This is a genomic window from Mesorhizobium sp. RCAM 06353 (assembly GCF_059683585.1).
In genome coordinates, this window is the sequence record NZ_CM185031.1 from 3,688,494 (window position 1) to 3,713,485 (window position 24,992).

A 24,992-nucleotide genomic window follows, 5' to 3' on the forward strand; every position below is an offset into this window, starting at 1 on the left:
ATGGCCACCATCACCCAACCAACCGTCCGCCCTACCAACAAGCTGACGGCCGCGACCATCGCCGCCGCGGCCGTGTCGGTCTCCGGCGTCTTCGTGCGCAATTTCTGGCCGTCCTGGTACGACGCCGAGACATGGGCCACGCTTCTGCCGATCGCGGTCTTTGCCATCGGCTATCTGGTCAAGGATGAGCCAAACCAATGAGCGCGCTTCTCACATTCCTGCTTGGCAATCCGACCCTTCTCGGCATCGGTGCGGCGATCCTCGCGGCGCTCGGCTGGGGTGTTCGCCAGCGGCTTGCCGGCGAGCGCAGCGAGCGTGCCCGGCAGGCCGCAGCCGAGGCCGCGGCGCACGACATTGCTGACCAGGTCCAGAACGATATCGGCGCGCTGCCGGCCGCCACCGCGCGAAAGGAGCTCAAATCATGGGCAAGGGATTGATGCTTGTGTCCGTCCTGGCCGCTCTGGCCGGCTGCACGACCGTCAGAGGCGGATTCTGCCCTGTGTCCAGTCCGCTGCGACTGTCCGCGGCCGCTGTCGATGCGCTGTCGGACGCCGAGGTCAAGGCGCTGCTGGCGCACAACCGCAAGGGCGAAAAACTGTGCGGGTGGAAGCCATGACGGTCGTCGCCCTGGACTCGCCCATGCTGCTCGGCGGGCGGATCATATTCGGCGCCAGATCGGTCTTCGGTTTTCTCATCGCGAGGGCGATGACATGATGCATGACCTCTTTGACCTGCTCGGCATCAAGGGACCGGTCGTCGTCGCCGGTCTGGCCGGCGGTGTCCTGCGCGCCCTGTCGCGGCACCGCTACAAGCTGCGCGAAATGGTGGCGTCGCCGATCTGCGGCGCGCTCGCCGCCGCCTATCTGACGCTGCCCGTGGTCCAATATTCCCGCGCCACGGGCTTGCCGCTGGCCAATGACGACACGACGACGCTGGCGGCGGCATTTCTCATCGGCGTCTGCGCCATGTGGATATCGGATGTTCTGTTCGAGGTGATCATGCGGAAGTTCAGGCCAATTCCTGAGGAATAGCTCCGGGCCTTGTCCAGCGTCCGAGAATCCAAAGCCCGCCTCGGCTCATGCCGGGGCGGGCTTTTTGCGTTTGTGGCCCCTGACCGGCCACTGCTATATCCGGTGCAAGGCTGCCGCACTCGTGGCGGCGTCGATCCAGCCCGGGCTTTTCGATGCAGATTGAACGATATGACGGGGACCGCGAGGCTTTACGGCCGCTATTTGCCCTTGCCGACGATTCTCCGACGCAGATCTCCTCCTATATCGACAAGGGCGAGGTGCTGGTCGCGCGCGACGGCAACAGGATCGTCGGCCATGTGCAGATCATCGAGACAGGCGAGGGCGGCGTCTTCGAAATCAAGAGCCTGGCGGTCCGTCCGGCAAGGCAGAGCGAGGGATTGGGGCGTGCCCTTGTCGCGGCGGCAATCAGCCGCTGCCGCGAGCGCAACGGCCGACGCCTGATCGTTGCGACCGCGACGGCCGATATCGGCAATTTGCGGTTTTACCAGCGACAGGGCTTTCGGATGTATCGCATCGTGCAGGATGCGTTCGGGCCATCGACCGGTTACCCCGAAGGCCTGGCTGTGAACGGCATTCCGCTGCGCGACCAGGTGGTCTTCGAACGCGACCTCGGCGCCGATTGAGGGTGTCGCCCGCCATTCGCGTTTCCGCGGTGATGCAAAGCAAGCGCCACTGACGCGACCGCAGACAAATCAATAGCCCGCTCCGGTTCGCCGGGCGGGCTATTTTGCGTTTGTCGCTATGGCTTGCTCAGGGCGCGGTTCCCTCGAGAAAACCCGGCACCTGGAAATGGCGGCACAATATGCATTCCGTGGTCTCCAACGCGCCTTCGATCCATGCCTGCCTGGGCGACCATGCCTCACCGCAAATATGGACCGGCGCATCGGCGACCGGCTGCAGCGCCAGTGCGCCGGCTTCGCCGGGCTTGCTGCCGGCCGCCCAGAGATGGAAGCCGCCGCCGAATGGCGTGGCGGTCCAGTCGCGGATCATGGCCTTGAGCGGAAGCGGAGGCGCATGCCCCAGTTTCGGCCCATAGACAGCCTCGACCATGCGGTGGATTTCGGTCGTGGCGGGATGACCCGGTGCCAGCCATTCACCATCAGGAAGCGACATGTCGCGCCAGAAGGCGCTGCGTTCGCCATTGGCGAACATGGCAAGCGCGCCCATGCCATGGGGTTCGCGCCAGTCCTCGGCGCCGAAATGCCTGGTCATGCCGAGCGGCAGATCGGTCACGGCGATCGCCGTGCGCAATCCGATCCGTGTCCACCAACAGTCGGGATAGAGGATGGCCGAGGTCACCACCGGCCAGGCGTCGACGGCGGCAAGCAATGCGCGGACCGTGCCGAGCCGGTTGAAGCCATCGATTCCGCCGATGCCCGCCTTGGGAAGTGCCAGGATCACGCTTGCCGCGCGAACCGGTGGCCGGCCTGCTGCAAAGCCCAGTGTGACCGAACCGTCGGGGTCGCACGCCAGGCTGGCGAGGGCGCAACCGGTGATGATTTCCACGCCCAGGCCGCGCGCTGCCGCCGCCAGTGCATCGACCAGGCTGGACATGCCGGAGGGGACGTCGAACAGCTGGTGCGCGCCCTTGAACAGGCTGTGCTCGGCCCAGTCGAGCACAGCGTCGGCATTGGCACGCGCCGTCCAGAAACCGTAGCCCGAACGGTCCGACAAATAGGCGATCTCCTCGGCACTCAAAAGCTGCGAGAGCCGCGGCCCGAGCTCCGCGGCAAGCGCTGCCACGCCCGCCGACCTTTTGCGTGCCGTCCGCAGCAACTTGCCGGAGCCGCCGCGCTGCAGGCGGACGGCGACATCGTAGGCGAAGGGACGGCGCCAGCGCGCCTTGCGGACCTCGGCCAACGACCGGGTCCGGCCACGCAGATGCGCCAGCCCTGCATCGTCACCTTGTTCGGGAACAGTGTCGATATGCTGCTGCCGCAGCAGCCGGATGAGGAGATGATGGTCGTCGCGCACTGACTGCGCGCCGAGTTCGACCGTCAGGCCCGGCGCGGGGTGAAGCGTATGGATACGCCCTCCAAGCCGGCCGGACGCTTCGAACAGGCGAATGCGCCTGCCACCCACCATCGCGAGCCGCCAGGCGGCGTACAGTCCGGCAATGCCGCCGCCGACAATCGCAACATCCGTTTCCACCTGGCCCCCGCCAAAAGCCCAGCCATCCGGCCGGACCGAACTTTGCGTCAATCACCCGACTTGGCAAGACCTAAGCGAGGATGTTGACCGCACGGGCCGCGACCAGCGCGATCGTCAGCAGCGAGATCATTGCTTCGGCCATCATCAAAAGCTTGGCGCGCTGGGAGAGCGGCAGAGTGTCGGTCGGCGAAAACGCCGTCGCATTGGTAAAGGCGAGGAAGAAATAGTCGACGAAGCCCGGCAGCCAGTCGCGGATCTCGCGGTCGTTCAAGGTCATTTGCGGGAACAGGAAATCGGAATGGGCGCGGTTGACAAGGCCGCAGGTCGGCGGCCCGCCGCGGTCGGTGCTCCAGAACCACAAGGCAAACACGATGACATTGGTGACCCAGATGTTGAGCGCGTCGATCAGCAGCGTCTCGCCGCTGGAGCCGGCATGGCCCGCCAGCAAGGCGCGCACCAGAAACACCAGCGCTCCGCAGTTCATGACGCTGACGACGCCGGTCATCACCAGCGCCGTCCTGCGGATCATGATGCGAAACCGGCCGATCAGATACCAGTGCTCGTCCTCGATCGCCTTCTGGGTGGCAGCCTGTGTCCAGGCGGTGGCGACGGACAGAGGCACGAGCAAGGTGGCCTCCAGCGCCGGCGCCAGCCAGCGCGGGCCGAACGAAAGATCGTTGATGACCAGGAGCTGCAGACAGATGATGACGAGGACAGCCGCACGCGCCAGCCAGAAGTCGAGCGCGCGGTGGTGGATGACGGCATGCTGGTGACGCATCGAATATCCGGGATTTTCAGACAGGATCAGATGTACGGATTGTTTTGCCTGGGGAGGGCAATGGAGCGCTGAAACTCCTGCTCAATCTTGGTCTTGCTATGGCCTGCAAGTATACTTTTTCGTAAGCTTTGAGGTTGGGGCTGTTCGGCAAACCGGACGATGTGGTTTAAGCGCCGCATGGTCGGAATCGATGACTCCATGGATGGTTGGGCGCCGGCGGGGCTGACTGCCACGGGCCTCGACTCGTCATCGATATGGCCCGGTCTGCTTCGCCATCCCTGGCATTTGCTGGCGCTTTTATGCCTGGTGCAGATCCTGTGCTGGACGGTGGTGCCGGCACTGATCGATCCCGCGCCGCCCGGCGATGTCGTGGAAGGTTTCATGTGGGGCCGCGAATGGGTGCTGTTGACCTACAAGCACCCGCAGCTTCCCGGTTGGCTGCTCGAAACCAGCCATCTTCTGACCGGATCGTTCCGCTGGCCGCAATATCTGCTGGCCCAGCTGACGATCTCGGGAACCTTCGTCCTGGTCTACCTGCTGGCCCGCGACATGCTCGGCCAAAGCCGCGCGCTGGCTGCCGTGCTTTTGATGCCGTCGGTCTATTTCTTCGGCTGGCCGACCCCGCAATTCAATCATGACTATGCGCAGATGCCGTTCTGGGCAGCCATCTGTTGGTTGCTCTGGCGCGCCGGCCGCGGTGGCGGGCCGGGCTGGTGGCTGGCGCTCGGACTGGTGTCGGGCGTCGGGCTCTATGCCAAGTTCTCCACCGGCCTGCTGCTTGCCTTCGGCGCTCTCTGGCTATTGTCCGATGCACGCGCGCGCAGCCGGCTGGCGACGCCTTGGCCATGGCTTGGCCTTGCCGTTTTTCTCGCCATTGCCACGCCGCTGGCCATCGCGCTCTACCGCATCGATTTCCTGCCGCTGACCTATTTCGCCGGCCGCGACGAATGGGTGACCGAACACCGGGCGCGCCTTTATTACATCGGTGTCCAGCTTGCCGGGCTCTCCGGCTTTCTTCTGGTGCTGGCGGTATCAGGGCTGTTGCGACGCTCGCCCGCTCCTGAAGCGCCCGTCGAGCGCAGCATTCTGGCCTATCTCGTGTGGATGGGGCTCGGGCCGGCGACGCTGATCATGGTAGCCTCGCTGTTCACCGGTACCGGCGAAGCCTGGGGCGCGCCGATGTACAATCTTGTCGGCGTCGCGGCGCTCGCCTTCCTCGGCCACCGGCTCGGCGCCATCGAGATGCGAAGGCTGGCGGTCTGCGCGTTCCTCTGCATCGTCACCATGTCAGGCGCCTATGCGGCCATCCGCTGGACGGACTGCAATGTGCGTGGGCGCATGGATGCCGTCTGCTGGCCGGCGCAACCGATCTCGGACGAGGCCGAGGCTGTCTGGCACGCAGCAACGCCCGGCCGGCTCGACATTGTCGGCGGCAATACCCAGTTGGCCATGCTGGCGGGTCTCAATGCCTATGACAAGCCGTCGATCTTCACCGAGCTCGATATGCGGTTCGCGCCCTGGATCACCAGTCAGCGGTTGCGCGACCACGGCATGCTGATGGTTTGGCCTGGTCATGGCGTGCCGCCGCAACTGCGGGCATGGCTGGGCAACCTCCCGGTCAAGACTGTTCTTTTCAACTGGTCGCGCAAGGCGCCGCCCGTGCCAATCAGTTTTGCCGCCATTCCGCCCGGCATGCGGTATCTGCCGATTGATGCCGACAGCCGGACCCGGCATCCGCGCGGCTGAAGCGGTTCGATCCCCTGACCGGGTCGTGATATCGTTCGCGCATGGCCGCGTTCGTTCCACGCGACTGGACGAAGCAGATGACAATGCCCATTTATTGGGAAATCCAATTTTGTCTGCGCAATTCCGGACGGGAAACCGCTACACAGCCGGAATTGCCTTTTGAGGAGACGTGACATGGCGACTTCGACCGAACGCGCAGTGCTGGCCGGTGGCTGTTTCTGGGGCATGCAGGATCTGATACGGCGCTATCCCGGCGTCATCTCCACCCGTGTCGGCTACAGCGGTGGCGATGTACCCAACGCCACCTACCGCAACCACGGCACCCACGCCGAAGCCATCGAGATCAATTTCGATCCGGCGGTGATCAGCTATCGCACGCTGCTGGAGCGCTTTTTCCAGATCCATGATCCGACGACGCGCAACCGCCAGGGCAACGATGTCGGGATGAGCTACCGTTCGGCGATCTACTATACCAGCGACGAGCAAAAGCACGTTGCTGAAGACACCATCGCTGATGTCGATGCCTCCGGCTTGTGGCCCGCCAAGGTCGTCACCGAGGTCGCGCCAGTTGGTGCCTTCTGGGAGGCCGAGCCCGAGCACCAGGACTATCTGGAGAAATATCCCAACGGCTACACCTGCCATTTCGTCAGGCCGGGCTGGAAGCTGCCGGTGCGCGAGAAGGCCGTCTCGTAGGGTTTGCGGATCAATTTCGAGAAGCAAGGCTTCGTGTGACCGCGTGAATGCCAACTGTCAGCCGCCACCTGGCGATTGACAGTTGGTGGCGTTGCTGGCCAACTGCGCATGCTGATTTGCTGCAGGAGATACGCATGAAGAAAGTCTATGAGAAGCCCATTCTGGTGAAAGGCGGACGACTTTCCCATGTCACCGCCACGGTGCCGTCTTCACTTGTCAAGGCTCCCTGACCGACGGACTTACTTGGCAAACCGGTCAGGCCCGTCCGATGAGGCTGGCTTGCCGTTCGAATGCGCCCCGATGGGGATTGGCTTGATGTGCGCCTTGAACGGCTGGCGCTGTTGAGCCCGCAGACCGGCTCGAGCCGGCTTTCGGCCGTGTTTGTGCTCGACATCACCCACTACACCGGACCGCTGCTGGCAGGATGGCTTGAAGCAGGTCATGACATCCATGCGATCGTCGTGCCGGCGGTCCGCCAACGCCGAAAACATTTCAGCACCGGCAATTTTCGCCGAAGGCTGAGACGCAGATTGTTGCTCAAACGCTATATCGGCAACGCGCCGGCACGGCTGATCGAATTTGGCCGGCCCTATGATTGGGACACACTCGGCAGCCAATTGTCGGAGCTCAAAGCCGATGTGTTGATCTGCTTTGCGTTTCCGGCGCTTATCCCGGCGGAGTTGCTTGGTGTTTTCCCGAAAGGCGGGCTCAATCTTCATCCAGCGTTGCTGCCCAACTATCGGGGGCCGCACCCACTCCATCGCCTGGCCGTGGACGGCCAGCACGCCGTTCATGGTGGTGTGACGCTGCACAAGATGTCCGCCAGTTTCGATGATGGCGACATTCTCGGGCAGGTGTCGTTTTCGGAGGCAGACTGGGTATCGCTGCAGGCCTTGGCCGACAGCGTGGCGACTGCGATGCGCGCGCTGGTGAGCGAGGTCGCGCCCGCCTACTGCAAAGGCAGCCTGAAGGGGATGCGGCAGCCGGCCGGTGATTTCATCTGGGCGCGGCTGGAGCCGGCCCACACGATGATTTCGCCTGAGATGTCGATCGAGCATGTTGCCCTGATGTGGCATGTGCTGGGCACCATTCCAGGCATCTATCTCGATGTCGCCGGCCGCAAGGCCAGGCTCGCGTTCCAGGTCAGACGGCTAGGCCCGCCGACGGGAAAGGTGCCCGTCAGGCGGTGGGGGGTCGTGGAATTCGATCTTGCCGATGGCAGGGTCCAGCACCTCACCTATGGCCGGTTGCTCAAACGGCTCGTAAAAGTGCACGCCACATTCGCGCGCTCTCAAGTCAGAAAGTCGCGGACTGAGATAAGGCTGTTCGGTGAGACGGAAAGCGGGTCGGCAGGTGAAGTGCCTGGGATCGACCGCCTGGGACAGTGAGGCCAATGCAAACAAGAAGGCCGCGGAGCCTGCGCTCCGCGGCTTCGCTTTTACTGCGATCGGAAATTACTTGCCGCAGTTTTTGTCGTTCACGGTCGGCGCCGTCGCGTTGCCATTGGCATCGGTCTGCGCACCCTGCGGGTTTGTCGGGCAATTCCTGTCCGCGTTGGAATTCATGTCGCCCGGCGCGGTGGTGGTGCTGTTGGTTGCCGCTGGATCGACCGTATTGGGCGAAGCCGGTGTGCTCGGGTCAACGGTGATCGTCTTGCTGCTGCCGCCGGATCCATCCGTGCCGTTTGCACCGTTGCTCTGCGCCATCGCCGAGGTGGCAAGAGCGACGGTGAACGCCGAAGCTGCGAGGATTTTCATGAACATGGTTCTGTCTCCATTTCTGTGAACTCGTCGCGTTGCGACTGGTGGCACAACCTCCCGGCCTGGCGAAGGTTCCCCATAAAATTCACTGGGGCAGGACCCTCCAGCGTCCTCTCTGGGAACAGATCTGGTGCAATGCTTTTGGCGTGGTGCGCAGAAAAAGCGGCTTCCCCTTGGGTTCGAATGGTGCTTTAACGCGCCCATCCACAGGGGTGCTCCGTACAGTCGGGGCTGAGACGGGGGCGGCAAGCCCACAGACCCTAGAAGCTGATCTGGGTAATACCAGCGGAGCGAGGCGGGCGATGTTTTCAGGCGCACAGATTTCCCTATACCCCATGGCCGACGATTTCGTCGGCGTCATCCTCGGCGCGCTCGGCGCGCTTGATCCCTACCGGGACAGGCTCAGGATCGAGACCGACGACATCTCGACCTTGCTGGTCGGTCCGCCGGAGGTGCTGTTCCCGGCTTTGCGCGATCTGTTCGTGGCGGCGGCGCTGAGCGGCAAGCATTGCGTGCTGTCGGCGGCCATTTCGCGCGGCTGCCCCGGCGAGCCGGACGATCCGATCTGCCGCTCCGACGCGTTTGGCGGACCTGTCGGCCCGCTCGGCCCACGCAAGGACGCCGCCATCAGCGCCGTGCGCAATGCTGCTGCCACCGGCCAGCCGGCGGCGGCGCAGTTCTCGCTCTACGTGATGGGCACCGGCGACCACATGGACGAGATCTATGGCTGCATCGATTTCCTGAAACAGTCCGGCGTCTACGATCGCTCCAAGAACTTCTGCACCAAATTGCGCGGCGATACGGGCGCGATCTTTTCGGCGCTGAACGAAGCCTTCTGCCGCTTCGGCCCGGGCGCCGGCCACGTAACCCTCGACGTCACGGTTTCGGCCAACAGCCCGTCGGCTGTCTGAAACCAGGTGCGCTTCCGCGCGCCGTCAAAGGTTATGCCCGTGGTCCCATCATCAGTCGCGTCGCGCCCGCTCGCGGGTTCCCTTGCCAAGGCAATACCCGCCGTCATCTCGGTCGGGTTGCTCCTTGTTGCGTGGGAACTCTACGCCACCTATTCCGGCATCAAGCCGACAATTCTGCCAGCACCCTCACGCGTCTTGGAGCAGGCGGTGCTCAATCGTGACGCGCTGATCGACAATGCCATTCCCACCATCCGCGCCACGCTGATCGGCTTTGCCTGCTCGCTCGGTGCCGCCTTCCTGCTGTCGATGCTGGTCGACTTCTTCCAGCCGCTCCGGCGCGCGCTGTTTCCCGTCTTCATCGTGAGCCAGACCTTGCCGCTGGTGGCGATCGCGCCGCTGGTGGTGCTGTGGTTCGGCTTCGGACTCACCCCCAAGATCATGCTGGTGGCGCTGGTCACCTTCTTCCCGATGCTGGTGGCTCTGGTGCAGGGCTACGAGGCGACCGAGGCCGAGATCGGCCAGATGCTGCGCGCCATGGGGGCAGGGCGCTGGCGCGTCTTCGTGCTGGCCCGGCTGCCTTCGGCGCTGCCCTATTTCTTCGCGGGCTTGAGGATTTCCATCACCTATGCCGTGGTCGGCGCCATCTTCGCCGAATATGCCGGTGCGGCTAAAGGGTTGGGCATCTACATGCTCAACGCCAAGAACAATTTCCGCCCCGATCTGGTGCTGGCCGCCGTCGGTGTCAGTGCCGCACTCACCCTCGTCCTGTTCGGGCTGACAGTGCTCTTGCAGAGCCTCGTCATGCCTTGGGAGCGGGCCGACCCGCAGCCGGCAGGGAAGGGCCCGTGGCGATGAGCCGGCTCGAATTGCGGCATGTGCGCAAGGCGTTTGGCACGCTCGATGTGCTAGCCGACATTTCGCTCAGTGTCGGTGCCGGCGAATTCGTCTCGATCCTTGGGCCTTCGGGCGCCGGCAAGTCAACGCTGTTCCAGCTTCTGACAGGGGCGGAGCATGGCGACGGCGAGATGTTCTTCGACGGCACGCCACTCGACGACCATGGCAGGCATTTTGCATTCATGCCGCAGCGCGACGCACTGATGCCGTGGCGGCGCATCCTCGACAACGCGACGCTCGGGCTCGAAGTGCAAGGCGTCAGGCGCAAGGTGGCGCGGGCGCGCGTCGCGCCGCTGTTTGCCGAGTTCGGGCTTGCCGGCTTCGAGCGGCATTTTCCGGCACAGCTTTCGGGCGGCATGCGCCAGCGCGCGGCGCTTTTGCGCACGGTGGTGCAGGAGCGCGACATGCTTTTGCTCGACGAGCCGTTCGGCGCGCTCGACGCACTGACCCGCGCGGCCATGCAGCGCTGGCTCGAGCAGATGTGGCGGCACCACCGCTGGACGGCGCTGCTGATCACGCATGATGTGCGCGAGGCCGTGTTCCTGTCCGACCGCATCTATGTGCTGTCGGCGCGCCCGGCCCGTGTGGTGCGTGAAATCAGGGTGCCGTTGCCGCGTCCGCGCGATCCGACCGGCGCCGCCGCACAACAGGCCAGCGCACTCGAAGCCGAGATCCTCGACATTTTGCTCAACCCGCAACCATCCAAAGGACATGACCATGATTGACTTGACGCGCCGGCAGGCTTTGCTGCTCACTCTTGCCAGCAGTCTTCCGCTGATCGCCGGACCGAGCCGCTCCTTCGCGGCAACGCAAAAAGTCACCGTCGCGCTGGACTGGACGGTCAACACCAACCACATCGGGCTGTTCGTCGCCCGCGACAAGGGGTTTTATCGCGAGGCCGGCCTGGAGGTCGAGATCCTGCCCTACAGCGACACCGGCGCCGGCACGCTGGTCGCCAACCGTGTCGCCGATTTCGGCATCAACGGCACGATCAGCCTGTTCACCCAGAAGACCGCCGGTGCCGACTTGAAGGCCGTCTATGCGGTGGTGCAGTCCGAAACCGGCCGCGTGGTGTTCAATGCGGCACGCAGCGAGATCAAGAGCCCGAGGGACCTTGACGGCCTGACCTATGGCGGTTTCGGCAGCGCTTGGGAAAACGCGCTGATCTCGACCATCATCCGCCATGACGGCGGCAAGGGCAATTTCGAGACGGTGACGCTCGGCACCTCGGCCTATGAAGCGCTGGCCAATGGCTCGGTCGATTTCACGCTCGAGGTCTCGACCTGGGAGGGCGTCGAGGCCGAACTCAAAGGCATCAAGCAGCGCAGCTTCGTCTACGCCGACCATGGCGTGCCCGACGAGCACACGACGCTGATCTCGTCGAGCGAAGCCTATCTCCAGGCAAACTCGGCACTGGCGTCGGCCTTCGTCCAGGCAACGCGGCGCGGCTATCAGTTCACCGTCGATCATCCCGGGGAAGCCGCCACGCTGCTGATCGCCGCCAACAAGGATGCCCTGACCAGTCCGGGATTGGTCGAGGCGTCGCTGAAGGCGCTGATCGACGGCCACTATCTGCGCGCAGAAAACGGCGCCATCGGCACGATGGATCCGGCCAAGATGGACGCGATCGGCGATTATCTCTTCACGGCGGGCATTCTGCACGACGCCGATGGTAAAATTCTGACGCAACACCCTGATTTCGCGGCGTATTTCGCAAATCTATATCTGGAGTGAGGCTGGATGCGCATCGCTCGGCAGCGCGCGGCCCACCGGATTGGTATCCGGGGCGCATCCTCCCCGCATGTTTCGAGGGCGTTGCCCCATTTGATGCTGATCCGATCTTGCCGGTTAACTGCCCGGCAATGGTTGCGTGCAATGGTCGCCTCGAGGGATCATCGGGGTGCTTGCCTTGCTCACGTCAAAAAGCGAAGCGTTTTCGGATAACAACGGGGGCGGATACTTCTCCGCCGCGCGTAGGCGTGACCTGCTGGTCGACCTGCGCGAAGGCTTCTTTCGCCTCTGTGCCCTGGCCTGCGCGGGGCTGTTCGTCTATCGCGGCGTGTATCAGGTCGTGGAGGATCCGACCCGGATCAACGCCGCGCTGGTGGCGATTTCCGAGATTCTCACCTTCACCTGGCTGCTGTTGTCGCGCCGCCCGGTGACGCGTGACTGGAATCCGCTTACGGTCATCGTCTCCGTGACCGCCAGTTTCGGGGTCGCGTTGATCAGCCTCGAACCCGGCGTGGTGCTTGTTCCGGTCTACATCGCCGCGCCACTGCAGTTCCTCGCGCTGTCTTTTGTCATCTGGGGCAAGATATCGCTGGGCCGTTCCTTCGCCATCCTGCCTGGCAATCGCGGCGTGATGACGGGCGGCGCCTACCGGATTGTGCGGCACCCGATCTATGCCGGCTACCTTGCCGGCCATGTGCTCTATCTGCTGTCGGCCTTTTCCTTCCACAACCTCGCGGTCTATGCGGTTATCACCTATCTGCAGCTGTATCGTATCCTGCGCGAAGAAGCCTTGCTGGCAGCCGCGCCGGAGTATCGCGCTTACATGGAACGTGTGCACTACAGGCTGTTTTACCGGATATTCTGAAGGCAAGACTGTCGATGAAGAGGTTGGAGTGGCCGATCCCATCTGGCTTGGGGTTGGCTGACAGCGCTTTCTTGGGGCGGTTCGCCGTTTCACAGAAACGCTGACCGCTCCCTCTCTTGTTTCTGGCGCAGTTCCTGCGGAAAACCGGTCCCCACATTTCCTGGAACTGTTTTAGGCCTGTCGACTGCCTGGTTTTCCAATACCGCGCGCCGGATACTGCGGATTGCTTACGGGCTCGGCCATCGTGGTCGATGTCCAATCCTCACGCTATGCACCAAGCGCAGATGTTTACCGGCAATGACGGAAGCAGCGATTTCCCAGGAATCGGTTTTCCTTCTGTGCAGAAAAATATATCGATAATATGCCTCTTTGATGTAGAATTTTTTCTACACATGTATTAGAGTTTTATTACTTTTAAAGTTTCCTTATTTTACCAATAAATACCATCGCTTTCACATGTATGCGCTGATTTGAAACTGAAGCTCACCTGCCACGTAGCTGAATCTGCAGCCGGTTGTATGCCGGCTGACTTAGCGCAACGACAACAGGAGAGTGTTATGGCTTTTACCATCAAAACAGTCGCCAGTGTGTTGGCAGGTAGTGCAATGGTCCTCGTTCTTTCCATGCCGGCAAGCGCGGCTGGGCTCGGCGTCGGTGTCGGCGCCTCGGTGGGCGGCAGCGGCGGCGTCAATGCCGGCGTCGGCGCTTCGGTCGGCGGCAGCGGCGGCATCAACGCCGGCGTTGGTGCTTCGATCGGCGGCTCCAACGGCGTGAATGCCGGGGCGGGTGCGAATGTCGGCGGCTCGAACGGCGTGAGTGCCGGGCTCGGCGCTTCCGTCGGCGGCAGCAGTGGCATCAATGCCGGCGCTGGTGCCAATGTTGGTGGTTCTGGCGGCGTCACTGCAGGGCTCGGCGCCAATGTCGGCGGCACCGGCGGCATCGGCGTCGGTGTCGGCGTGGGCATCGGTGGTGGCACCAATCCCAGCAATCCGTCAAATCCGTCCAACCCCAGCAATCCCTCGAACCCCAGCAACCCGAGCAATCCCGGCCTGCCGGGTGTGGTGGCCCAGATGTCCAGCAGCCAGGTGGCGCGCATGAAGAAGCGCTGCGTCGACGTGCTCAGCAGTGAGGGCACCTATGATCGCGACCTGCGGCAGCTCTGCCTGCTGATCGCAAGGCGCTGAGGCTAAGAGTGCCGGGATCGGAAGTGCACAACCAGCCGTGAGGCTTTGACCGCACTCTCCTGGCCTCCGGCCGGTCGGAAAGCCCGCCATTTCGGCGGGCTTTCTGCTGTGGAGCGTGTTCGTAACGTCGACAATCAGGGGGGCGGTTCTCAGGCTTCCAGGCGAAGAACGTCTCGGCCGAGGCAATACCTTCCCAATGGGTTCAGTTGTCTAGAATTGGCTGGTACATGGGTAACTATACCTATGATTGTCCTTCGTATTTTAGCAACCAACGATAGAGGCTCGGGTTGGTGATACAGCCGGTTTTGAAGTCCGGTTCGTTCAAGACAACCCAAGGAGAGAGCCATGTTTGGTATCGCAAAAAGACTTTCCACAATCCTCGCGGGCAGCGCAGTGGTGGCCGCTCTATGCATGCCGGCCCACGCCGCTGGGATCGGCGTTGGCGCCGGCGCCTCGGTCGGCGGTAGTGGCGGTGTCAATGCCGGCGTCGGTGCTTCTGTCGGCGGCGGTGGTGGCATCAATGCTGGCGCCGGTGCATCGATCGGTGGCGGCACAGGCGTCAATGCGGGCGCAGGAGCCAGCGTCGGCGGCAACAACGGCGTCACTGCAGGACTCGGCGCTTCGGTAGGCGGCCAAAGTGGTGTTGGCGTCGGCGCGGGTGTCGGTATCGGTAGTGGCGTCGGTGCGGGTGTTGGCATTGGCGCTGGTCAAACAAACCCAAGCAATCCGTCCAATGCAAGCAGTCCCAGCCTGCCAGGTGTTGTCGCCGACATGTCGGACAGCCAGGTGGCGCGGATGAAGAAGCGCTGCGTCGATGTGCTGGCCAGCTCAGGCAGCTACGACCGCGACCTGCGGCAGCTGTGCCTGATGATCTCGCGCCGCTGAGGCGGTAAACGTCATGAGGCCCGCTGCCGCGAGGTGGCGGGCCTTTTTCCGGCGAATATTCTCCGTGCGCGCGCCTCGTCATGATCAGTCGGAACGGTAAGGCTGCTCGAACGTTCTGGTCTTCGAAACATCGCATCCGACGATGTTCAACTGGCGTGTCAGCGCCTACAGGAGCGGGAAAATACTATGAGCATCGGCACCATTCTCATCATCATTCTTGTCATCGCGCTGCTTGGCGGCTTTAGCGGCCTCGGCGGTGGCCCATTCTATGGCACCGGCTATTATGGCGGCGGCGGCCTTGGCCTTGTGCTGCTGATCATTATTGTCCTTGTCGTGCTAGGGCGGATCTAGAGGCGCGCGCAAGCCTTCGGACAATCGCAATCTCGTGACCGCGGCGCGGCCGACATGCACCGGATTGTGATGGATGCAAGCCGGCTTGTGATCCGAAATCCGGCTGGAATCTCGTATGTTGATTTCGGTCCACACCCCCCGTGGAAACAAGAGGAGAGGGTCCCACCCCTTCATCCTCCTCCAAGGCCCGCCCCGGCATGCCGGAGCGGGCTTTTGCGTTGAAGGGGAACCGGCTCGCGTCGAGACAGTTGAGTTGCGGAAGGCTGCCCAATGCCCGCAACACTCGGAACGACACTCTGCGACATTCGCGATGATCTTCACGTCCTGCGGCGGATGGTGGCGGCTCGTGGCCATATAGAGACCATCCAGGGCATAGATGCGCTGATCGGCATTGCGGAAGCAGAGGCTATCAAGGGGATACGCCGCATCGATCGGTCGGCCTGAACAGGAAGAAGGATTGTATGAACATCAAGGAGATGACGCGGCAGGACTGCGTCGCCCTTTTGAAGACGCAACGTCTTGGTCGCCTGGCCTGCGTACGTGACCAGAAACCCTATGTGGTGCCGGTCCATTTCGCGTTCGGCGAGAATTCCATTTTCAGTTTCTCGCTTCCCGGCAGAAAAGTCGACTGGATGCGAGCCGATCCCCATGTCTGCCTGCAGGTCGACGATGTCGGCGGTGGCAATGGGTGGAGGAGCGTCGTCGTGGAAGGCCTGTTCGAGGAATTGCCTAAAGCGCCTGATCCGGATGCCGGCATGACCGGCGTCGAAAGGATGACCGCTCCAGCCGATAGCGACCGCCGGCTTGCCTGGTCGCTTCTTGCTGCGCACGCCGATTGGTGGGAGCCGGGAGCCCTGAAGCCCGGCGAGACCCTCGCGCCCTCGGGCAGCCATCTCTTCTATCAGATCAGGATCGAGACGATGTCGGGAAGGCAGGCCTTGTGGTAGCGGTTCTTACGCCGCGCGCGGCACACGTGAGGTGAACGTCGCCCGGGTGACCGAGACGCTTGTGCCTTCGGTGTCGCTTACGACGTCCACCTTGGCATCGAGCTGTTTCACCAGTGCCTCGACGATGGCCGTTCCAAGGCCGGTGGCCGGCAGGTCGTTGGCGATCTTGCCGACGCCATTGTCCGAAACCGTCAGTTTCCAGTCGCTGCCGGCAGTCTCATAGCTCACCTGTATGCGGGCACCGTCCTTCTCTTTGGGGAAGGCATATTTGATGGCGTTGAGGACGAGTTCGGTGACGATCAGACCGAGGCTTACTGCCTTTTGCGAGTCCATCCTGCCGCCTTCGGCCGTTACTGTGACCGTGATCGGCTGACTTTCGCCAATCATTGACGAGGCGAGACTGCTGCACAGTTTCGGAAGGTAGGAGCCGACATCGATCTCGTCGATGCCTGCCGAGGTGTGAAGATGCCGTTGCACTTCGGCCACCGACAGAACGCGCTGGTGCGCGTCCTTGAGATGCTGGCGCGTCTCTTCCGAGGTGACGGAGCGTGCCTTCAGCAACAGGATGCTGGCGATGATCTGAAGGCTGTTGGCAACCCGGTGCTCCATTTCGCGCAGCAGCACGTCCTTCTGCTGAAGCAGATCCTCGGTGCGGCGCAGCAGCTCTTCCTTTTCCCGCTCGATGATACGACGGGCGGTAATGTCATTAAAGGCGAGAAGGATGGTGATCGCCGAGCTATGATCGTAAAGCACCTTGCGCGCGTTGAGCAGCATGGTGCGGCGGCCGATCCGCGGGAAATCGTGCTCGACCTCGAAACCGTCCATGGCGGTCTTTTCCGGAATGATCGTCTCCAGCAGCAGGCGAAGTGCTGGAATGTCCCACTGACCGTCGCCGAGTGCGTAGAGCAGCGTGCCCTGGGTCTGCGCGGGGTCCACTTCAAATGTCTTGTAGAATGAACGGCTGGCGGCCAGCACACGAAATCGCTCGTCGAGCACCAGGAATGGTTCGGTGATCGTATTGACGATCGCCTGCGCCAACGTCTGCGCATCCTCGATATTCGCGATGGGTTGAAACATGGGCAAAAGCCAGACGAACGGCGTTCTGCCGCTCCAAGGGTAAACCCTATATCTTTGCTTGACCGTTGTCGCGAATTGAATCTGATGGCCCGGCGATGTGATGATCCCATCCCAGCCCCGCCGACGGCAAGGTTGCTTGTCCTATGTCAAATTTGAATGACGGCGCCTCGGCAACGGTGCGATCGATAGTCCGCTCGTGGCGGCCGGTCTTTCGGATGCCCTCACCGGTCGCGCGAAGAACCCGCTGCCTTCGGGGGGAGGTGGCGGGTTTTTGCGCCCACCAAACAGAAAAAGGCGGGCATCAGGCCCGCCTTCTTTCAGCTGTTCTGTTCAGGCCTGTGCCCAAACCGCTGCGTCAGTTCGCGCCGCCGAGCTGCTTGGTCATCTTGCAGAAATTGTCATGCGACTTGGCAATAGCCTTGTCACCGCATTCCTTCGTCATGCCTGCGCGATCTTCTTCCTTCATCGCCATCCAGGCCACCTTGAATTCCTTCTCGGACTTCATCGTCTTCATGCCGGAGTCCGTATAGAAAGGCGTCATCTTGTCCGGATTGTCGAGCGCGGAGGTGTTGCCGCCGGAAGCGGCCAGCGCCGAGCCGGTCATCATCGCAAGCGCCATCGCGCCCATCGTGAGCATCTTGAAGTTCATCGGGAAATTCCTCTCTGTCGAGGTCATTGGAATAAACGACCTGCGGACAAACGGTACCGAGAGAAAACAGTTCCCCTGGATGAATATATATTAAAACGATATTTTATTTCTCTGGCTCTGACGGGGACCCGCAATTGGAGCTCCAGCGATATTTCCCACCTTGGTCCGCGACATTGGACGCGGGCCAGAACCCTGACGCCGGCTGATTACTCCATGTCCGGGACGTCGCCGCTGACAAACAGCGTGGTCGGCGGCCCGTAGTCGCCAAGTGTCGGGTCGGCATCGCGGCTCCAGGCGATGACGCCGACATGCTTTGCCGCCAGCGCCCTGGCGGTGCGTATGGCGCGGTCTTCGCTCTGCTGGTCGGCAGGGCCGAAGGCTGGAAACAATTCACCGTCCTCGCCGCGATCGAAAGCAACCACGACGATCAGCTTGGGATTCTTATGCTCTGTTGAATGGGACATGGTGCTCCTTCGACGCGGAACCTATCACACTACCAGACCCAGGGGGGCGCTGTCTGGTTTTCAACCGGATTTTGCTGGTGTCTTCCGGAACCCGCTGCCTGCGTTGAGTTGCATTCGGCGTCGCATTGACAAGCGGTTTTTGACCATATATTGAACAGGACTATACAGGTTCACTGAACAGGTATGCATATGAAGCGGCGCGCGGTTCAACTGTCTCCCGGCACGGGCAAGCCCGAGCAGATCGCAACTGTTCTGGAGCATGAAATCCGCTCCGGCGTTCTCGGCTTCGGCGATCGCTTGCAAAGCGAGAACGAGCTCGTCCAACGCTTCTCCGTCAGCCGCAACACGGTCCGCAAGGGCCTCGAGGAACTGTCCAGCCGCGGGCTGATCACCACCAAGGTCGGTATCGGCTCCTTCGTCACCTTCGACGGCAAGCCGGTCGACGATTCGATCGGCTGGTCACGGGCGCTTGCCAATGCCGGTGCCAATGCCGAGACTAGGACGCTGCGGCTGGAGGTCATCGAAGACGTCGACCTGGCTGCCTTGCTTGGCATCGAAAGCCCGTTCTTCATCGCCGTTGACCGGGTGCGCACCAATGCCAGCGACGGCCATGCGATCTCCATCGAGCGCAGTCGCCTGCCGCTGTCGCCGGAGCTGGAGGATGTGCCGCTGCGTGGCCTGCGCGAAGGCTCGCTACACCAGACGCTGCGCGGCGCCGGTCTCATTCCCGACCATGGCGAGGAATGGGTCGGCATCGAGATGCTCAACGCCGAGGACGCGGCCATTCTCGGTTGCCCGCAAGGCACGCCCTTTCTGCGCGGCCGCCGGCTGACGCGTGCCGCCGACGACCGGCCGATCGAATATGTCACCAGCCTGCTCAATCCCGCGCATTTCGCGCTGCATATGAGGTTCTGAGCGATGCCGGACACACTTGATCGCGCCATGGGCGCGCTTGTCGGCGGAGCGCTGGGAGACGCGCTCGGCATGCCGACGCAGCTTTTGTCGCCGGCGCGCATTGCCGAACTCTATGGCCATGTCGAGGATTTCATCGCGCCCTTCGCCGACCATCCGGTGTCGAAGGGGCTCGCGGCCGGCACCATCACCGATGATACGGAACAGGCGCTGTTGCTTGGCCGCATCCTGGTTGAGTCAGGCGAGCGTTTCGACCATGCGCGCTGGGTCAACGCGCTGCTCGACTGGGAGCGCGAGGTCAAGGCGCGCGGCAGCTACGATCTTCTGGGGCCATCGACCAAGCGTGCCATCGATGCCATCAACAGTGGCGTGCCGGCCGAGGAGGCGGGACGCAGCGGCGACACCAATGGGGCAGCCATGCGCATCGCGCCGGTCGGCATCATGATGCCGCTGGAGCCGCTCGACGCGTTCGTCGCCAAGGTGGCAGAGACCTGCCGCGCCACGCACAACACCTCGATCGCCATAGCGTCGGCCGCCGCCGTCGCGGCCGCCGTCAGCCGCGGTGTTGCCGGCGGCGACTGGCACGCCGCCTCCGACAGTGCCGTCGCTGCGGCGGGGCGAGCGGCGACGCTTGGCCATTGGGTGACCGGCGGCGACATCGCCGCGCGTATCGTCTGGGCACGGGATCTGGTGCGCGGCAAGGTGATGAGGGACGCGATCCGGCTGATCACCGATCTGGTCGGCACCGGCGTCGCCAGCCAGGAATCGGTTCCGGCGGCCTTCGCTGTGCTGGAAGTCGCCGGCGGTGACCCCTGGCAAGCGGCGGTCATCAGCGCCAATCTCGGCGGCGACACCGACACGATCGGCGCCATCGCGGCCGGCATGGCCGGCGCCTGCACCGGTTTTTCGCGGTTGCCAAGCGAACGCGTCGCCGGCCTCAGGGGTATCGACATGGCGGAGGTTCGCGCGCTTGCCGCCGACCTTGTTGCGGCGCGGACGTCCAAAGGCCTTGCGCCAAAAGCCGGTTCCGGCACGGACGCGGCGGCATGAGCGGGCGTCTCGTCCATATCGGCAGCGCGGTGGTCGACTATGTCTACCGCATCGACGCCTTGCCGGCGCCAGGCACGGAGAAGACGGCATCGAGCTATGCCCAGGTCGCCGGCGGCGGTTTCAACATGATGGTCGCGGCCACCCGCACCGGCATGACAGTGGTGTTCGGCGGCCAGCTCGGCAGCGGGCCGAACGGTGATTTCCTGCGCGCTGCCTTCGCCGCCGAGGGCATCGAAACGCTGACACCACCATCGCCTGTGATGGACAGCGGCAATTGCGTTGCCATGATCTCGAGCGATGCCGAACGCACTTTCGTGTCGTGGCCAGGTGCTGAAAGCGTGCTCAGCCTCGACATGATGGCGCCGGTATCGGTGGCGCCGGGCGATTGGGTGTTCACCTCGGGCTATACGTTGAGCTATCCGGGCAGCCGCGATGCGCTTACCGACTGGATCGAGGCGCTGCCGGAAGACATTCCCTTTGTCTTCGACCCGACGCCGGTCATTTCAGACATTCCGCGCTCCATCCTGTCGCGGGTGCTCGCCCGCACCACATGGCTGAGCTGCAACACGACGGAAGCCGCCGAGATCGCCGCCCCTGGTGATGTCGAGGGCCTCGCGGCGCGGCTGCTTGCCGACCATTGCCCGCAGGCCGCCGGTGTCGTCATCCGCAGCGCCGCCAAGGGCTGCCATATCAGGCTGGCCGACGGCACGGCGCAGACCATCGCCGGGTTCAAGGTCGATGCCATCGACACCAACGGCGCCGGCGACACCCATATCGGCGCTTTCGTCAGTGCGTTGGCGCGCGGTGCGCCACCCTTCGAGGCGGCGCGCTACGCCAATGCGGCGGCGGCCATTTCGGTCACCCGCCATGGCGGTTCATCGGCGCCGACCGATGCCGAAATCCAGACTTTCCTGAGCCAGGCCAATGGTCCTTCGACCGGCACGCCGGGCCAGAACCAGAAGGCCCATCAAACAGCCTGACAAGCCCGGGAAGCGGGCAAACAAAGAGAGGAACCAACATGCGCATGCCAAGACTGACTGCTCTCTTGACGGCGACCGCCGTCTTCACCACCGCGCTCACGCTGGCCGCAAGTGCCGCTGAAGTGCATGTGCTCAACTGGAAAGGCTACGGCGCCGACGAGCCCTGGGCCGTCGAGGCCTTCGAGAAAGCGACCGGCAACAAGGTCGTCAACGATTTCTTCAATTCCGAACAGGAAATGCTGACCAAGATCCGGACCAATCCCGGCCTCTACGACGTCGTCATGATCAACGCCGCCTTCAACGACCAGGCGATGGCGGAAAAGCTGATCCAGCCGATCGATACCTCGAAACTGCCGAACTATGCCGACATCAGCAAGGACAAGGCCGGCTCGCCGATGCTCGACCATGACGGCAAGGTCTATGGCGTGCCGTGGGTGTGGGGGCTGACGGCGCTCGCCATCAACGAAAAATCCTTCGACAAGCCGCCGACATCGATCGCCGAAATGTGGGATCCCGCGCATAAGGGCCGCGTCGTCATCCGCGACGACGCCGTCGAGGCGGTGCAGTTCGGTGCCATCGCCACGGGCCAGAACATCAACGACATCAAGGATATGGATGCGGTCAAGACGAAGCTCACCTCGCTGATGCCGCAGATCAAGACCTTCTGGAGCTCGGAGAACGACTGGAACCAGATGGTCGCCTCCAACCAGATCGACATCGGCACCTATTGGAGCGGCTCGGCCGACCGCGCCAAGACCCACTTCAAGCTGCCGGTTTCGCTGGTCATTCCAAGGGAAGGCGCTGTCGCCTGGTTGGATGCCTTCTCCATTCCGGCAGGTTCAAAAAATGTCGAAGGCGCGCAGGCCTTCATCAACTGGATGATCGACCCGAAATTCTATGTCGAATGGGTCACCAAGGTCGGCGCTCCGGTGTCGGCCAACACCAAGGCGGTGGACGCGCTGCCGGAGGATGCCTTCAACCGCAAGGTGATGGGTGATCCCGAGGTCGCCAAGCGCATCCAGTTCCAGGCGCCGGTCACCGATGCCCAGCGCGAGGCCTATCTGGCGCTCTGGCAGCAGCTCAAGGTCGACGTGAAGTAAAGTTCGCGTCCGGACCAGCCGGCGGTTCGCGCCGGCTGGTCCTTCAATCCTGGGGGAGGACGGTGGCATGGCAGCACAGAGCGCGACCGCATCGCGCGGCGGGTTGAGATCGGCGCTGCCGCTGCTGGCACCGGCCTATCTCTGGCTGACGGTGGCGATCTTCCTGCCGCTCTCGGCCATGGTCTTTTTCTCGTTCATGACCGAGCTGCCACTGTCGGGAAAGCCGTGGGCGTTCACGCTTGGCAACTACGCCGCCTTCTTCTCGCATAGCCTCTATCTGACATTGTTGCTCGCCTCGCTGCGCCTCGGCCTTGAAGTGACGCTGTGGTGCATCGTCATCGGTTATCCCGCCGCTTACGTGCTGGCCAAGGTGCTGAAGGGCCGCAGCCGCGAGGCGATTTTTCTCCTCGTCATCCTGCCCTTCTGGTCGAACGGGCTGGTGCGCATCTTCTCCTGGGCAATGGTGCTGCGCGAGGGCGGCATTCTCGATACGGCGCTCAATGCGGTGCTGCCGTTCAGGATCAACATCGATCTCATGTATTCCTATCCCGCCGTCATCATCGGGCTGGTGCACTCTTACGTGCCCTACATGGTGCTGACCTGTTATCTCACTTTGCAAGCGATCGACGACTCGCTGATCGAGGCCGGGCGCTCGCTCGGCGCCTCGCGGCTGCAGGTGCTGAAGCGGGTGATCATCCCGCTGTCGATGCCCGGCATGGTGGCGGGCGCGGCACTGATCTTCGTGCCCGTTGTCGGCTCGTTCATGGAGCCGCGTATCCTCGGTGGCCGCACCGGCACGTTCTACGGCACCGTCATCGAGGACCAGTTCGTCGCGGTGTTCAACTGGCCGCTCGGTGCGGCACTGTCCTTCATCCTGCTGGCCGTGGTGCTGGTCATCCTGGCGATTGCCTCGCCGGTGCTGCGGAGGGCTGCGTGATGCTGACGACGCGCATCCTGGAAGGGCTTGGCCGCCTGTATATCGGACTGCTGCTCGCTTTCCTCTATCTGCCGATCATCATCATGGCGCTGATGTCGTTCAACGTCTCGCCCTTCTACCAGCTGCCGTTCGAGTGGACGACGGAATGGTACGCTTCGCTGTGGCAGAACGACCAGCTGATCGCGGCCACCTGGAACAGCCTCGAGATTGCCGTCATCACCACCATCATCAGCGTGGTGCTGGGCTCGGCGGCGTCGCTGGCGCTTTATCGTTATGAATTCCCAGGCAAGAAAGTGCTGCAGGCGCTGCTGTTTCCGCCGATCGCCATTCCGTGGCTGATCACCGGCACGGCGATGCTGATCTTCTTCTTCGGCGTCGGCATCGGTCGCGGCCTGTTCGCCATCCTGCTTGGCCACGTCGCGCTGGCGCTGCCCTATGTCATCGTCGTCGTCTCGGCGCGGCTGCAGACCTTCGCGCCTGAACTGGAAGAGGCGGCGCGCTCGCTCGGCGCCAACCAGTGGCAAGTCACAGTGCGCGTCACGCTGCCCTGGATCATGCCCGGCGTCATCGCCGGCGGGCTGTTTGCGTTCGCCGTGTCGTTCGACCAGTTCGTCGTCTCCTACTTCCTGGCGACGCCCGGCCAGACGACGCTGCCGGTCGAAATCTACGCCGCGATCCGCAAGGGGTTCACGCCCGAGATCAATGCGGTCTCGACCATCATCATTGTCGTGTCGATGGCGCTGATGCTGCTCACGGCGCGCTTCTTCAAATTCGGCGGAGAGAAATAATGGCCGGCGTGCAGGTATCTGATGTCTCCCGCAGTTTCGGCGCGCACAAGGCGCTGGACAATGTCTCCATCGATTTCGCCGATGGCGGCTTCTATGCGCTGCTCGGGCCATCGGGCAGCGGCAAGACCACGCTGCTGCGCCAGATCGCCGGCTTCGACTTTCCCGACTCCGGTCGTATTTCCATCGGGGGTGAAAGTGTCGAGCGGGTGCCGGTCGAGAAGCGGCGCATCGGCATGGTGTTCCAGAACTATGCGCTGTTTCCCAATATGAGCGTCGCCGACAATGTCGCCTTCGGCCTGTCGGTGCGCGGCGAAGCCAAGGCAGTGATTGCGACCGAAGTGCAGCGCGCGCTCGACCTCGTGCAATTGGGCAAGCTCGGCGGCCGCCGTCCGCACCAGCTCTCCGGCGGCCAGCGCCAGCGTGTGGCCTTGGCGCGTGCCATCGTCACCAAGCCGCGCGTGCTGTTGCTCGACGAGCCGCTCGGTGCGCTCGACAAGGCGCTGCGCGTCGACATGCAGATCGAACTCAAGCGCATCCAGCGCGAGATCGGCATCACCACCATCTTCGTCACCCACGACCAGGAGGAAGCGCTGACGATGAGCGACCGCATCGGCATTTTGCGCGACGGCAAGGTGGTGCAGGAGGGGCCGCCGGAGGAAATCTACGACCGGCCGAAAAGCGAATTCGCCGCCACCTTCCTCGGCGACGCCAACATTTTTCGCGGTGACTCGACGGGTAATGGCATCCGGCTGCCGGATGGCACCGCGATCGCTGCCGGCGCAGGCGCGACGCTTGCCGCCGGCGCCAAGGCGAGCTGTGCCGTACGGCCCGAACGCATCCGCATCGCCACCGACGCCGGGGTTCCGGATGCCGCCAATGCCAACATGCTGAAGGGCCACGTTTCCAAGCGCATCTTCGCCGGCAACAACAGCACGTATTTTGTCGAGCGTGCCGGCCAGACGCTGAAGGTCATCGTGCAGAACACCGGTGCCGACAGGCTGGCCGAGGGGCAGGATGTCGTGCTGCGCTGGTCGCCGGAAAGTACGGTGTTGATCGCGGCAAGTTGATCCTCACTCTGGCTCTTGCCAGACAGCGGGCAATAGGGAAC

General features: G+C 63.1%; 31 protein-coding genes and 1 riboswitch. Of the genes, 26 read left to right on the plus strand and 5 right to left on the minus strand.

Annotated features, from left to right (window positions below):
• The 5 genes from AC56QX_RS17815 (at position 1) to AC56QX_RS17835 (ending at position 1,654) form a co-directional block, all read left to right on the plus strand.
• A complete protein-coding gene (locus tag AC56QX_RS17815; protein ID WP_497109699.1) occupies positions 1 to 201 on the plus strand; it encodes a hypothetical protein in 201 nt (66 codons plus the stop codon).
• Positions 198 to 437, plus strand: coding sequence for an ABC transporter permease (locus tag AC56QX_RS17820; protein ID WP_497109701.1), 240 nt, complete (start codon positions 198 to 200; stop codon positions 435 to 437). The genes AC56QX_RS17815 and AC56QX_RS17820 overlap by 4 nt, the downstream gene beginning before the upstream one ends.
• A complete protein-coding gene (locus AC56QX_RS17825) occupies positions 422 to 616 on the plus strand; it encodes a hypothetical protein (RefSeq protein WP_497109702.1) in 195 nt (64 codons plus the stop codon). Before AC56QX_RS17820 ends, AC56QX_RS17825 begins: the two co-directional genes overlap by 16 nt.
• A 97-nt stretch (positions 617 to 713) precedes the next feature.
• Positions 714 to 1,031 (plus strand): hypothetical protein, encoded by a 318-nt coding sequence (locus AC56QX_RS17830; protein WP_497109704.1) that lies wholly within the window; start codon positions 714 to 716, stop codon positions 1,029 to 1,031.
• Between the two features lie 152 nt (positions 1,032 to 1,183).
• Positions 1,184 to 1,654: a GNAT family N-acetyltransferase gene (locus AC56QX_RS17835; RefSeq protein ID WP_497109705.1), complete on the plus strand. Its 471-nt coding sequence runs from the start codon at positions 1,184 to 1,186 to the stop codon at positions 1,652 to 1,654.
• A gap of 127 nt (positions 1,655 to 1,781) precedes the next feature.
• On the opposite strand, the gene AC56QX_RS17840 is transcribed toward AC56QX_RS17835, so the two are convergent.
• Both AC56QX_RS17840 and AC56QX_RS17845 read right to left on the minus strand, forming a co-directional pair.
• Positions 1,782 to 3,182 (minus strand): flavin monoamine oxidase family protein, encoded by a 1,401-nt coding sequence (locus tag AC56QX_RS17840; RefSeq protein ID WP_497109706.1) that lies wholly within the window; start codon positions 3,180 to 3,182, stop codon positions 1,782 to 1,784.
• 70 nt (positions 3,183 to 3,252) lie between these two features.
• On the minus strand, positions 3,253 to 3,960 hold the full coding sequence (locus AC56QX_RS17845) for a hypothetical protein (protein WP_497109707.1): 708 nt from the start codon (positions 3,958 to 3,960) through the stop codon (positions 3,253 to 3,255).
• Between the two features lie 198 nt (positions 3,961 to 4,158).
• Here AC56QX_RS17845 and AC56QX_RS17850 point away from each other — a divergent pair, with 198 nt between their 5' ends.
• The 14 genes from AC56QX_RS17850 (at position 4,159) to AC56QX_RS17915 (ending at position 15,927) form a co-directional block, all read left to right on the plus strand.
• Positions 4,159 to 5,706 carry a glycosyltransferase family 39 protein gene (locus tag AC56QX_RS17850; RefSeq protein ID WP_497109708.1) on the plus strand — a complete coding sequence of 516 codons (1,548 nt, stop codon included), beginning with the start codon at positions 4,159 to 4,161 and terminating at the stop codon, positions 5,704 to 5,706.
• Between the two features lie 174 nt (positions 5,707 to 5,880).
• Positions 5,881 to 6,399: a peptide-methionine (S)-S-oxide reductase MsrA gene (gene msrA, locus AC56QX_RS17855; protein ID WP_497109709.1), complete on the plus strand. Its 519-nt coding sequence runs from the start codon at positions 5,881 to 5,883 to the stop codon at positions 6,397 to 6,399.
• A 317-nt stretch (positions 6,400 to 6,716) separates the two neighbouring features.
• Positions 6,717 to 7,787, plus strand: coding sequence for a formyltransferase family protein (locus AC56QX_RS17860; protein ID WP_497109710.1), 1,071 nt, complete (start codon positions 6,717 to 6,719; stop codon positions 7,785 to 7,787).
• A gap of 70 nt (positions 7,788 to 7,857) precedes the next feature.
• Positions 7,858 to 8,184 (plus strand): hypothetical protein, encoded by a 327-nt coding sequence (locus tag AC56QX_RS17865; RefSeq protein ID WP_497109711.1) that lies wholly within the window; start codon positions 7,858 to 7,860, stop codon positions 8,182 to 8,184.
• A 173-nt stretch (positions 8,185 to 8,357) separates the two neighbouring features.
• Positions 8,358 to 8,471: riboswitch (TPP riboswitch) on the plus strand.
• Positions 8,462 to 9,070, plus strand: a complete 609-nt coding sequence (locus AC56QX_RS17870) for a YkoF family thiamine/hydroxymethylpyrimidine-binding protein (RefSeq protein WP_497109712.1) — start codon at positions 8,462 to 8,464, stop codon at positions 9,068 to 9,070. Its footprint overlaps the riboswitch before it by 10 nt.
• Positions 9,071 to 9,103: 33 nt before the next feature.
• Positions 9,104 to 9,925 carry an ABC transporter permease gene (locus AC56QX_RS17875; RefSeq protein ID WP_497109713.1) on the plus strand — a complete coding sequence of 274 codons (822 nt, stop codon included), beginning with the start codon at positions 9,104 to 9,106 and terminating at the stop codon, positions 9,923 to 9,925.
• The gene (locus tag AC56QX_RS17880; protein WP_497117797.1) at positions 9,922 to 10,689 is read left to right on the plus strand and encodes an ABC transporter ATP-binding protein; all 768 of its coding nucleotides are present in this window, start codon (positions 9,922 to 9,924) and stop codon (positions 10,687 to 10,689) included. The genes AC56QX_RS17875 and AC56QX_RS17880 overlap by 4 nt, the downstream gene beginning before the upstream one ends.
• A complete protein-coding gene (locus tag AC56QX_RS17885; protein ID WP_497109714.1) occupies positions 10,682 to 11,698 on the plus strand; it encodes an ABC transporter substrate-binding protein in 1,017 nt (338 codons plus the stop codon). The genes AC56QX_RS17880 and AC56QX_RS17885 overlap by 8 nt, the downstream gene beginning before the upstream one ends.
• 166 nt (positions 11,699 to 11,864) lie before the next feature.
• The gene (locus AC56QX_RS17890; protein WP_497109716.1) at positions 11,865 to 12,560 is read left to right on the plus strand and encodes a methyltransferase family protein; all 696 of its coding nucleotides are present in this window, start codon (positions 11,865 to 11,867) and stop codon (positions 12,558 to 12,560) included.
• 557 nt (positions 12,561 to 13,117) lie between these two features.
• Positions 13,118 to 13,744, plus strand: a complete 627-nt coding sequence (locus AC56QX_RS17895) for a hypothetical protein (RefSeq protein WP_497109717.1) — start codon at positions 13,118 to 13,120, stop codon at positions 13,742 to 13,744.
• Between the two features lie 345 nt (positions 13,745 to 14,089).
• Positions 14,090 to 14,629, plus strand: coding sequence for a hypothetical protein (locus AC56QX_RS17900; RefSeq protein WP_497109718.1), 540 nt, complete (start codon positions 14,090 to 14,092; stop codon positions 14,627 to 14,629).
• 186 nt (positions 14,630 to 14,815) lie between these two features.
• Positions 14,816 to 14,980 carry a DUF3309 family protein gene (locus AC56QX_RS17905; RefSeq protein ID WP_080680761.1) on the plus strand — a complete coding sequence of 55 codons (165 nt, stop codon included), beginning with the start codon at positions 14,816 to 14,818 and terminating at the stop codon, positions 14,978 to 14,980.
• A 270-nt stretch (positions 14,981 to 15,250) separates the two neighbouring features.
• On the plus strand, positions 15,251 to 15,424 hold the full coding sequence (locus AC56QX_RS17910; protein ID WP_497109719.1) for a hypothetical protein: 174 nt from the start codon (positions 15,251 to 15,253) through the stop codon (positions 15,422 to 15,424).
• Positions 15,425 to 15,441: 17 nt separating this feature from the next.
• The gene (locus AC56QX_RS17915; protein WP_497109720.1) at positions 15,442 to 15,927 is read left to right on the plus strand and encodes a pyridoxamine 5'-phosphate oxidase family protein; all 486 of its coding nucleotides are present in this window, start codon (positions 15,442 to 15,444) and stop codon (positions 15,925 to 15,927) included.
• A gap of 6 nt (positions 15,928 to 15,933) precedes the next feature.
• Here AC56QX_RS17915 and AC56QX_RS17920 read toward each other — a convergent pair whose 3' ends face one another.
• The 3 genes from AC56QX_RS17920 to AC56QX_RS17930 form a co-directional block, all read right to left on the minus strand.
• Positions 15,934 to 17,004, minus strand: coding sequence for a sensor histidine kinase (locus tag AC56QX_RS17920; RefSeq protein WP_497109721.1), 1,071 nt, complete (start codon positions 17,002 to 17,004; stop codon positions 15,934 to 15,936).
• A gap of 355 nt (positions 17,005 to 17,359) precedes the next feature.
• Positions 17,360 to 17,653 (minus strand): hypothetical protein, encoded by a 294-nt coding sequence (locus AC56QX_RS17925; RefSeq protein ID WP_497109722.1) that lies wholly within the window; start codon positions 17,651 to 17,653, stop codon positions 17,360 to 17,362.
• 206 nt (positions 17,654 to 17,859) lie between these two features.
• Entirely contained in the window at positions 17,860 to 18,117 is a 258-nt protein-coding gene (locus tag AC56QX_RS17930; protein WP_096447729.1) for a hypothetical protein, read from the minus strand.
• A gap of 189 nt (positions 18,118 to 18,306) precedes the next feature.
• Here AC56QX_RS17930 and AC56QX_RS17935 point away from each other — a divergent pair, with 189 nt between their 5' ends.
• From AC56QX_RS17935 to AC56QX_RS17965, 7 genes are all read left to right on the plus strand, one after another.
• Entirely contained in the window at positions 18,307 to 19,032 is a 726-nt protein-coding gene (locus AC56QX_RS17935) for a GntR family transcriptional regulator (RefSeq protein ID WP_497109723.1), read from the plus strand.
• A 3-nt stretch (positions 19,033 to 19,035) separates the two neighbouring features.
• Positions 19,036 to 20,079: an ADP-ribosylglycohydrolase family protein gene (locus AC56QX_RS17940; RefSeq protein WP_497109725.1), complete on the plus strand. Its 1,044-nt coding sequence runs from the start codon at positions 19,036 to 19,038 to the stop codon at positions 20,077 to 20,079.
• Positions 20,076 to 21,059 (plus strand): PfkB family carbohydrate kinase, encoded by a 984-nt coding sequence (locus AC56QX_RS17945; RefSeq protein ID WP_497109726.1) that lies wholly within the window; start codon positions 20,076 to 20,078, stop codon positions 21,057 to 21,059. Before AC56QX_RS17940 ends, AC56QX_RS17945 begins: the two co-directional genes overlap by 4 nt.
• Before the next feature lie 38 nt (positions 21,060 to 21,097).
• A complete protein-coding gene (locus AC56QX_RS17950) occupies positions 21,098 to 22,159 on the plus strand; it encodes an ABC transporter substrate-binding protein (protein WP_497109727.1) in 1,062 nt (353 codons plus the stop codon).
• Positions 22,160 to 22,226: 67 nt separating this feature from the next.
• Positions 22,227 to 23,096, plus strand: a complete 870-nt coding sequence (locus AC56QX_RS17955) for an ABC transporter permease (RefSeq protein WP_497109728.1) — start codon at positions 22,227 to 22,229, stop codon at positions 23,094 to 23,096.
• Positions 23,096 to 23,884, plus strand: coding sequence for an ABC transporter permease (locus AC56QX_RS17960; RefSeq protein WP_497109729.1), 789 nt, complete (start codon positions 23,096 to 23,098; stop codon positions 23,882 to 23,884). Before AC56QX_RS17955 ends, AC56QX_RS17960 begins: the two co-directional genes overlap by 1 nt.
• Positions 23,884 to 24,951 (plus strand): ABC transporter ATP-binding protein, encoded by a 1,068-nt coding sequence (locus AC56QX_RS17965; RefSeq protein ID WP_497109730.1) that lies wholly within the window; start codon positions 23,884 to 23,886, stop codon positions 24,949 to 24,951. Before AC56QX_RS17960 ends, AC56QX_RS17965 begins: the two co-directional genes overlap by 1 nt.
• The last annotated feature ends 41 nt before the right edge of the window (positions 24,952 to 24,992 follow it).

What these genes read in the sequence shown, in the direction of transcription:
- AC56QX_RS17880 (WP_497117797.1), top strand. Translation starts at nt 9,922, where the DNA reads ATGAGCCGGCTCGAATTGCGGCATGTGCGCAAGGCGTTTGGCACGCTC.
- AC56QX_RS17825 (WP_497109702.1), top strand. Translation starts at nt 422, where the DNA reads ATGGGCAAGGGATTGATGCTTGTGTCCGTCCTGGCCGCTCTGGCCGGC.
- AC56QX_RS17875 (WP_497109713.1), top strand. Translation starts at nt 9,104, where the DNA reads ATGCCCGTGGTCCCATCATCAGTCGCGTCGCGCCCGCTCGCGGGTTCC.
- AC56QX_RS17885 (WP_497109714.1), top strand. Translation starts at nt 10,682, where the DNA reads ATGATTGACTTGACGCGCCGGCAGGCTTTGCTGCTCACTCTTGCCAGC.
- AC56QX_RS17915 (WP_497109720.1), top strand. Translation starts at nt 15,442, where the DNA reads ATGAACATCAAGGAGATGACGCGGCAGGACTGCGTCGCCCTTTTGAAG.
- AC56QX_RS17955 (WP_497109728.1), top strand. Translation starts at nt 22,227, where the DNA reads ATGGCAGCACAGAGCGCGACCGCATCGCGCGGCGGGTTGAGATCGGCG.
- AC56QX_RS17870 (WP_497109712.1), top strand. Translation starts at nt 8,462, where the DNA reads ATGTTTTCAGGCGCACAGATTTCCCTATACCCCATGGCCGACGATTTC.
- AC56QX_RS17900 (WP_497109718.1), top strand. Translation starts at nt 14,090, where the DNA reads ATGTTTGGTATCGCAAAAAGACTTTCCACAATCCTCGCGGGCAGCGCA.
- AC56QX_RS17850 (WP_497109708.1), top strand. Translation starts at nt 4,159, where the DNA reads ATGGATGGTTGGGCGCCGGCGGGGCTGACTGCCACGGGCCTCGACTCG.
- AC56QX_RS17920 (WP_497109721.1), bottom strand. Translation starts at nt 17,004, where the DNA reads ATGTTTCAACCCATCGCGAATATCGAGGATGCGCAGACGTTGGCGCAG.
- AC56QX_RS17945 (WP_497109726.1), top strand. Translation starts at nt 20,076, where the DNA reads ATGAGCGGGCGTCTCGTCCATATCGGCAGCGCGGTGGTCGACTATGTC.
- AC56QX_RS17905 (WP_080680761.1), top strand. Translation starts at nt 14,816, where the DNA reads ATGAGCATCGGCACCATTCTCATCATCATTCTTGTCATCGCGCTGCTT.
- AC56QX_RS17925 (WP_497109722.1), bottom strand. Translation starts at nt 17,653, where the DNA reads ATGAACTTCAAGATGCTCACGATGGGCGCGATGGCGCTTGCGATGATG.
- msrA (WP_497109709.1), top strand. Translation starts at nt 5,881, where the DNA reads ATGGCGACTTCGACCGAACGCGCAGTGCTGGCCGGTGGCTGTTTCTGG.
- AC56QX_RS17830 (WP_497109704.1), top strand. Translation starts at nt 714, where the DNA reads ATGCATGACCTCTTTGACCTGCTCGGCATCAAGGGACCGGTCGTCGTC.
- AC56QX_RS17965 (WP_497109730.1), top strand. Translation starts at nt 23,884, where the DNA reads ATGGCCGGCGTGCAGGTATCTGATGTCTCCCGCAGTTTCGGCGCGCAC.
- AC56QX_RS17950 (WP_497109727.1), top strand. Translation starts at nt 21,098, where the DNA reads ATGCGCATGCCAAGACTGACTGCTCTCTTGACGGCGACCGCCGTCTTC.
- AC56QX_RS17815 (WP_497109699.1), top strand. Translation starts at nt 1, where the DNA reads ATGGCCACCATCACCCAACCAACCGTCCGCCCTACCAACAAGCTGACG.
- AC56QX_RS17845 (WP_497109707.1), bottom strand. Translation starts at nt 3,960, where the DNA reads ATGCGTCACCAGCATGCCGTCATCCACCACCGCGCGCTCGACTTCTGG.
- AC56QX_RS17935 (WP_497109723.1), top strand. Translation starts at nt 18,307, where the DNA reads ATGAAGCGGCGCGCGGTTCAACTGTCTCCCGGCACGGGCAAGCCCGAG.
- AC56QX_RS17910 (WP_497109719.1), top strand. Translation starts at nt 15,251, where the DNA reads ATGCCCGCAACACTCGGAACGACACTCTGCGACATTCGCGATGATCTT.
- AC56QX_RS17940 (WP_497109725.1), top strand. Translation starts at nt 19,036, where the DNA reads ATGCCGGACACACTTGATCGCGCCATGGGCGCGCTTGTCGGCGGAGCG.
- AC56QX_RS17835 (WP_497109705.1), top strand. Translation starts at nt 1,184, where the DNA reads ATGCAGATTGAACGATATGACGGGGACCGCGAGGCTTTACGGCCGCTA.
- AC56QX_RS17960 (WP_497109729.1), top strand. Translation starts at nt 23,096, where the DNA reads ATGCTGACGACGCGCATCCTGGAAGGGCTTGGCCGCCTGTATATCGGA.
- AC56QX_RS17895 (WP_497109717.1), top strand. Translation starts at nt 13,118, where the DNA reads ATGGCTTTTACCATCAAAACAGTCGCCAGTGTGTTGGCAGGTAGTGCA.
- AC56QX_RS17820 (WP_497109701.1), top strand. Translation starts at nt 198, where the DNA reads ATGAGCGCGCTTCTCACATTCCTGCTTGGCAATCCGACCCTTCTCGGC.
- AC56QX_RS17930 (WP_096447729.1), bottom strand. Translation starts at nt 18,117, where the DNA reads ATGTCCCATTCAACAGAGCATAAGAATCCCAAGCTGATCGTCGTGGTT.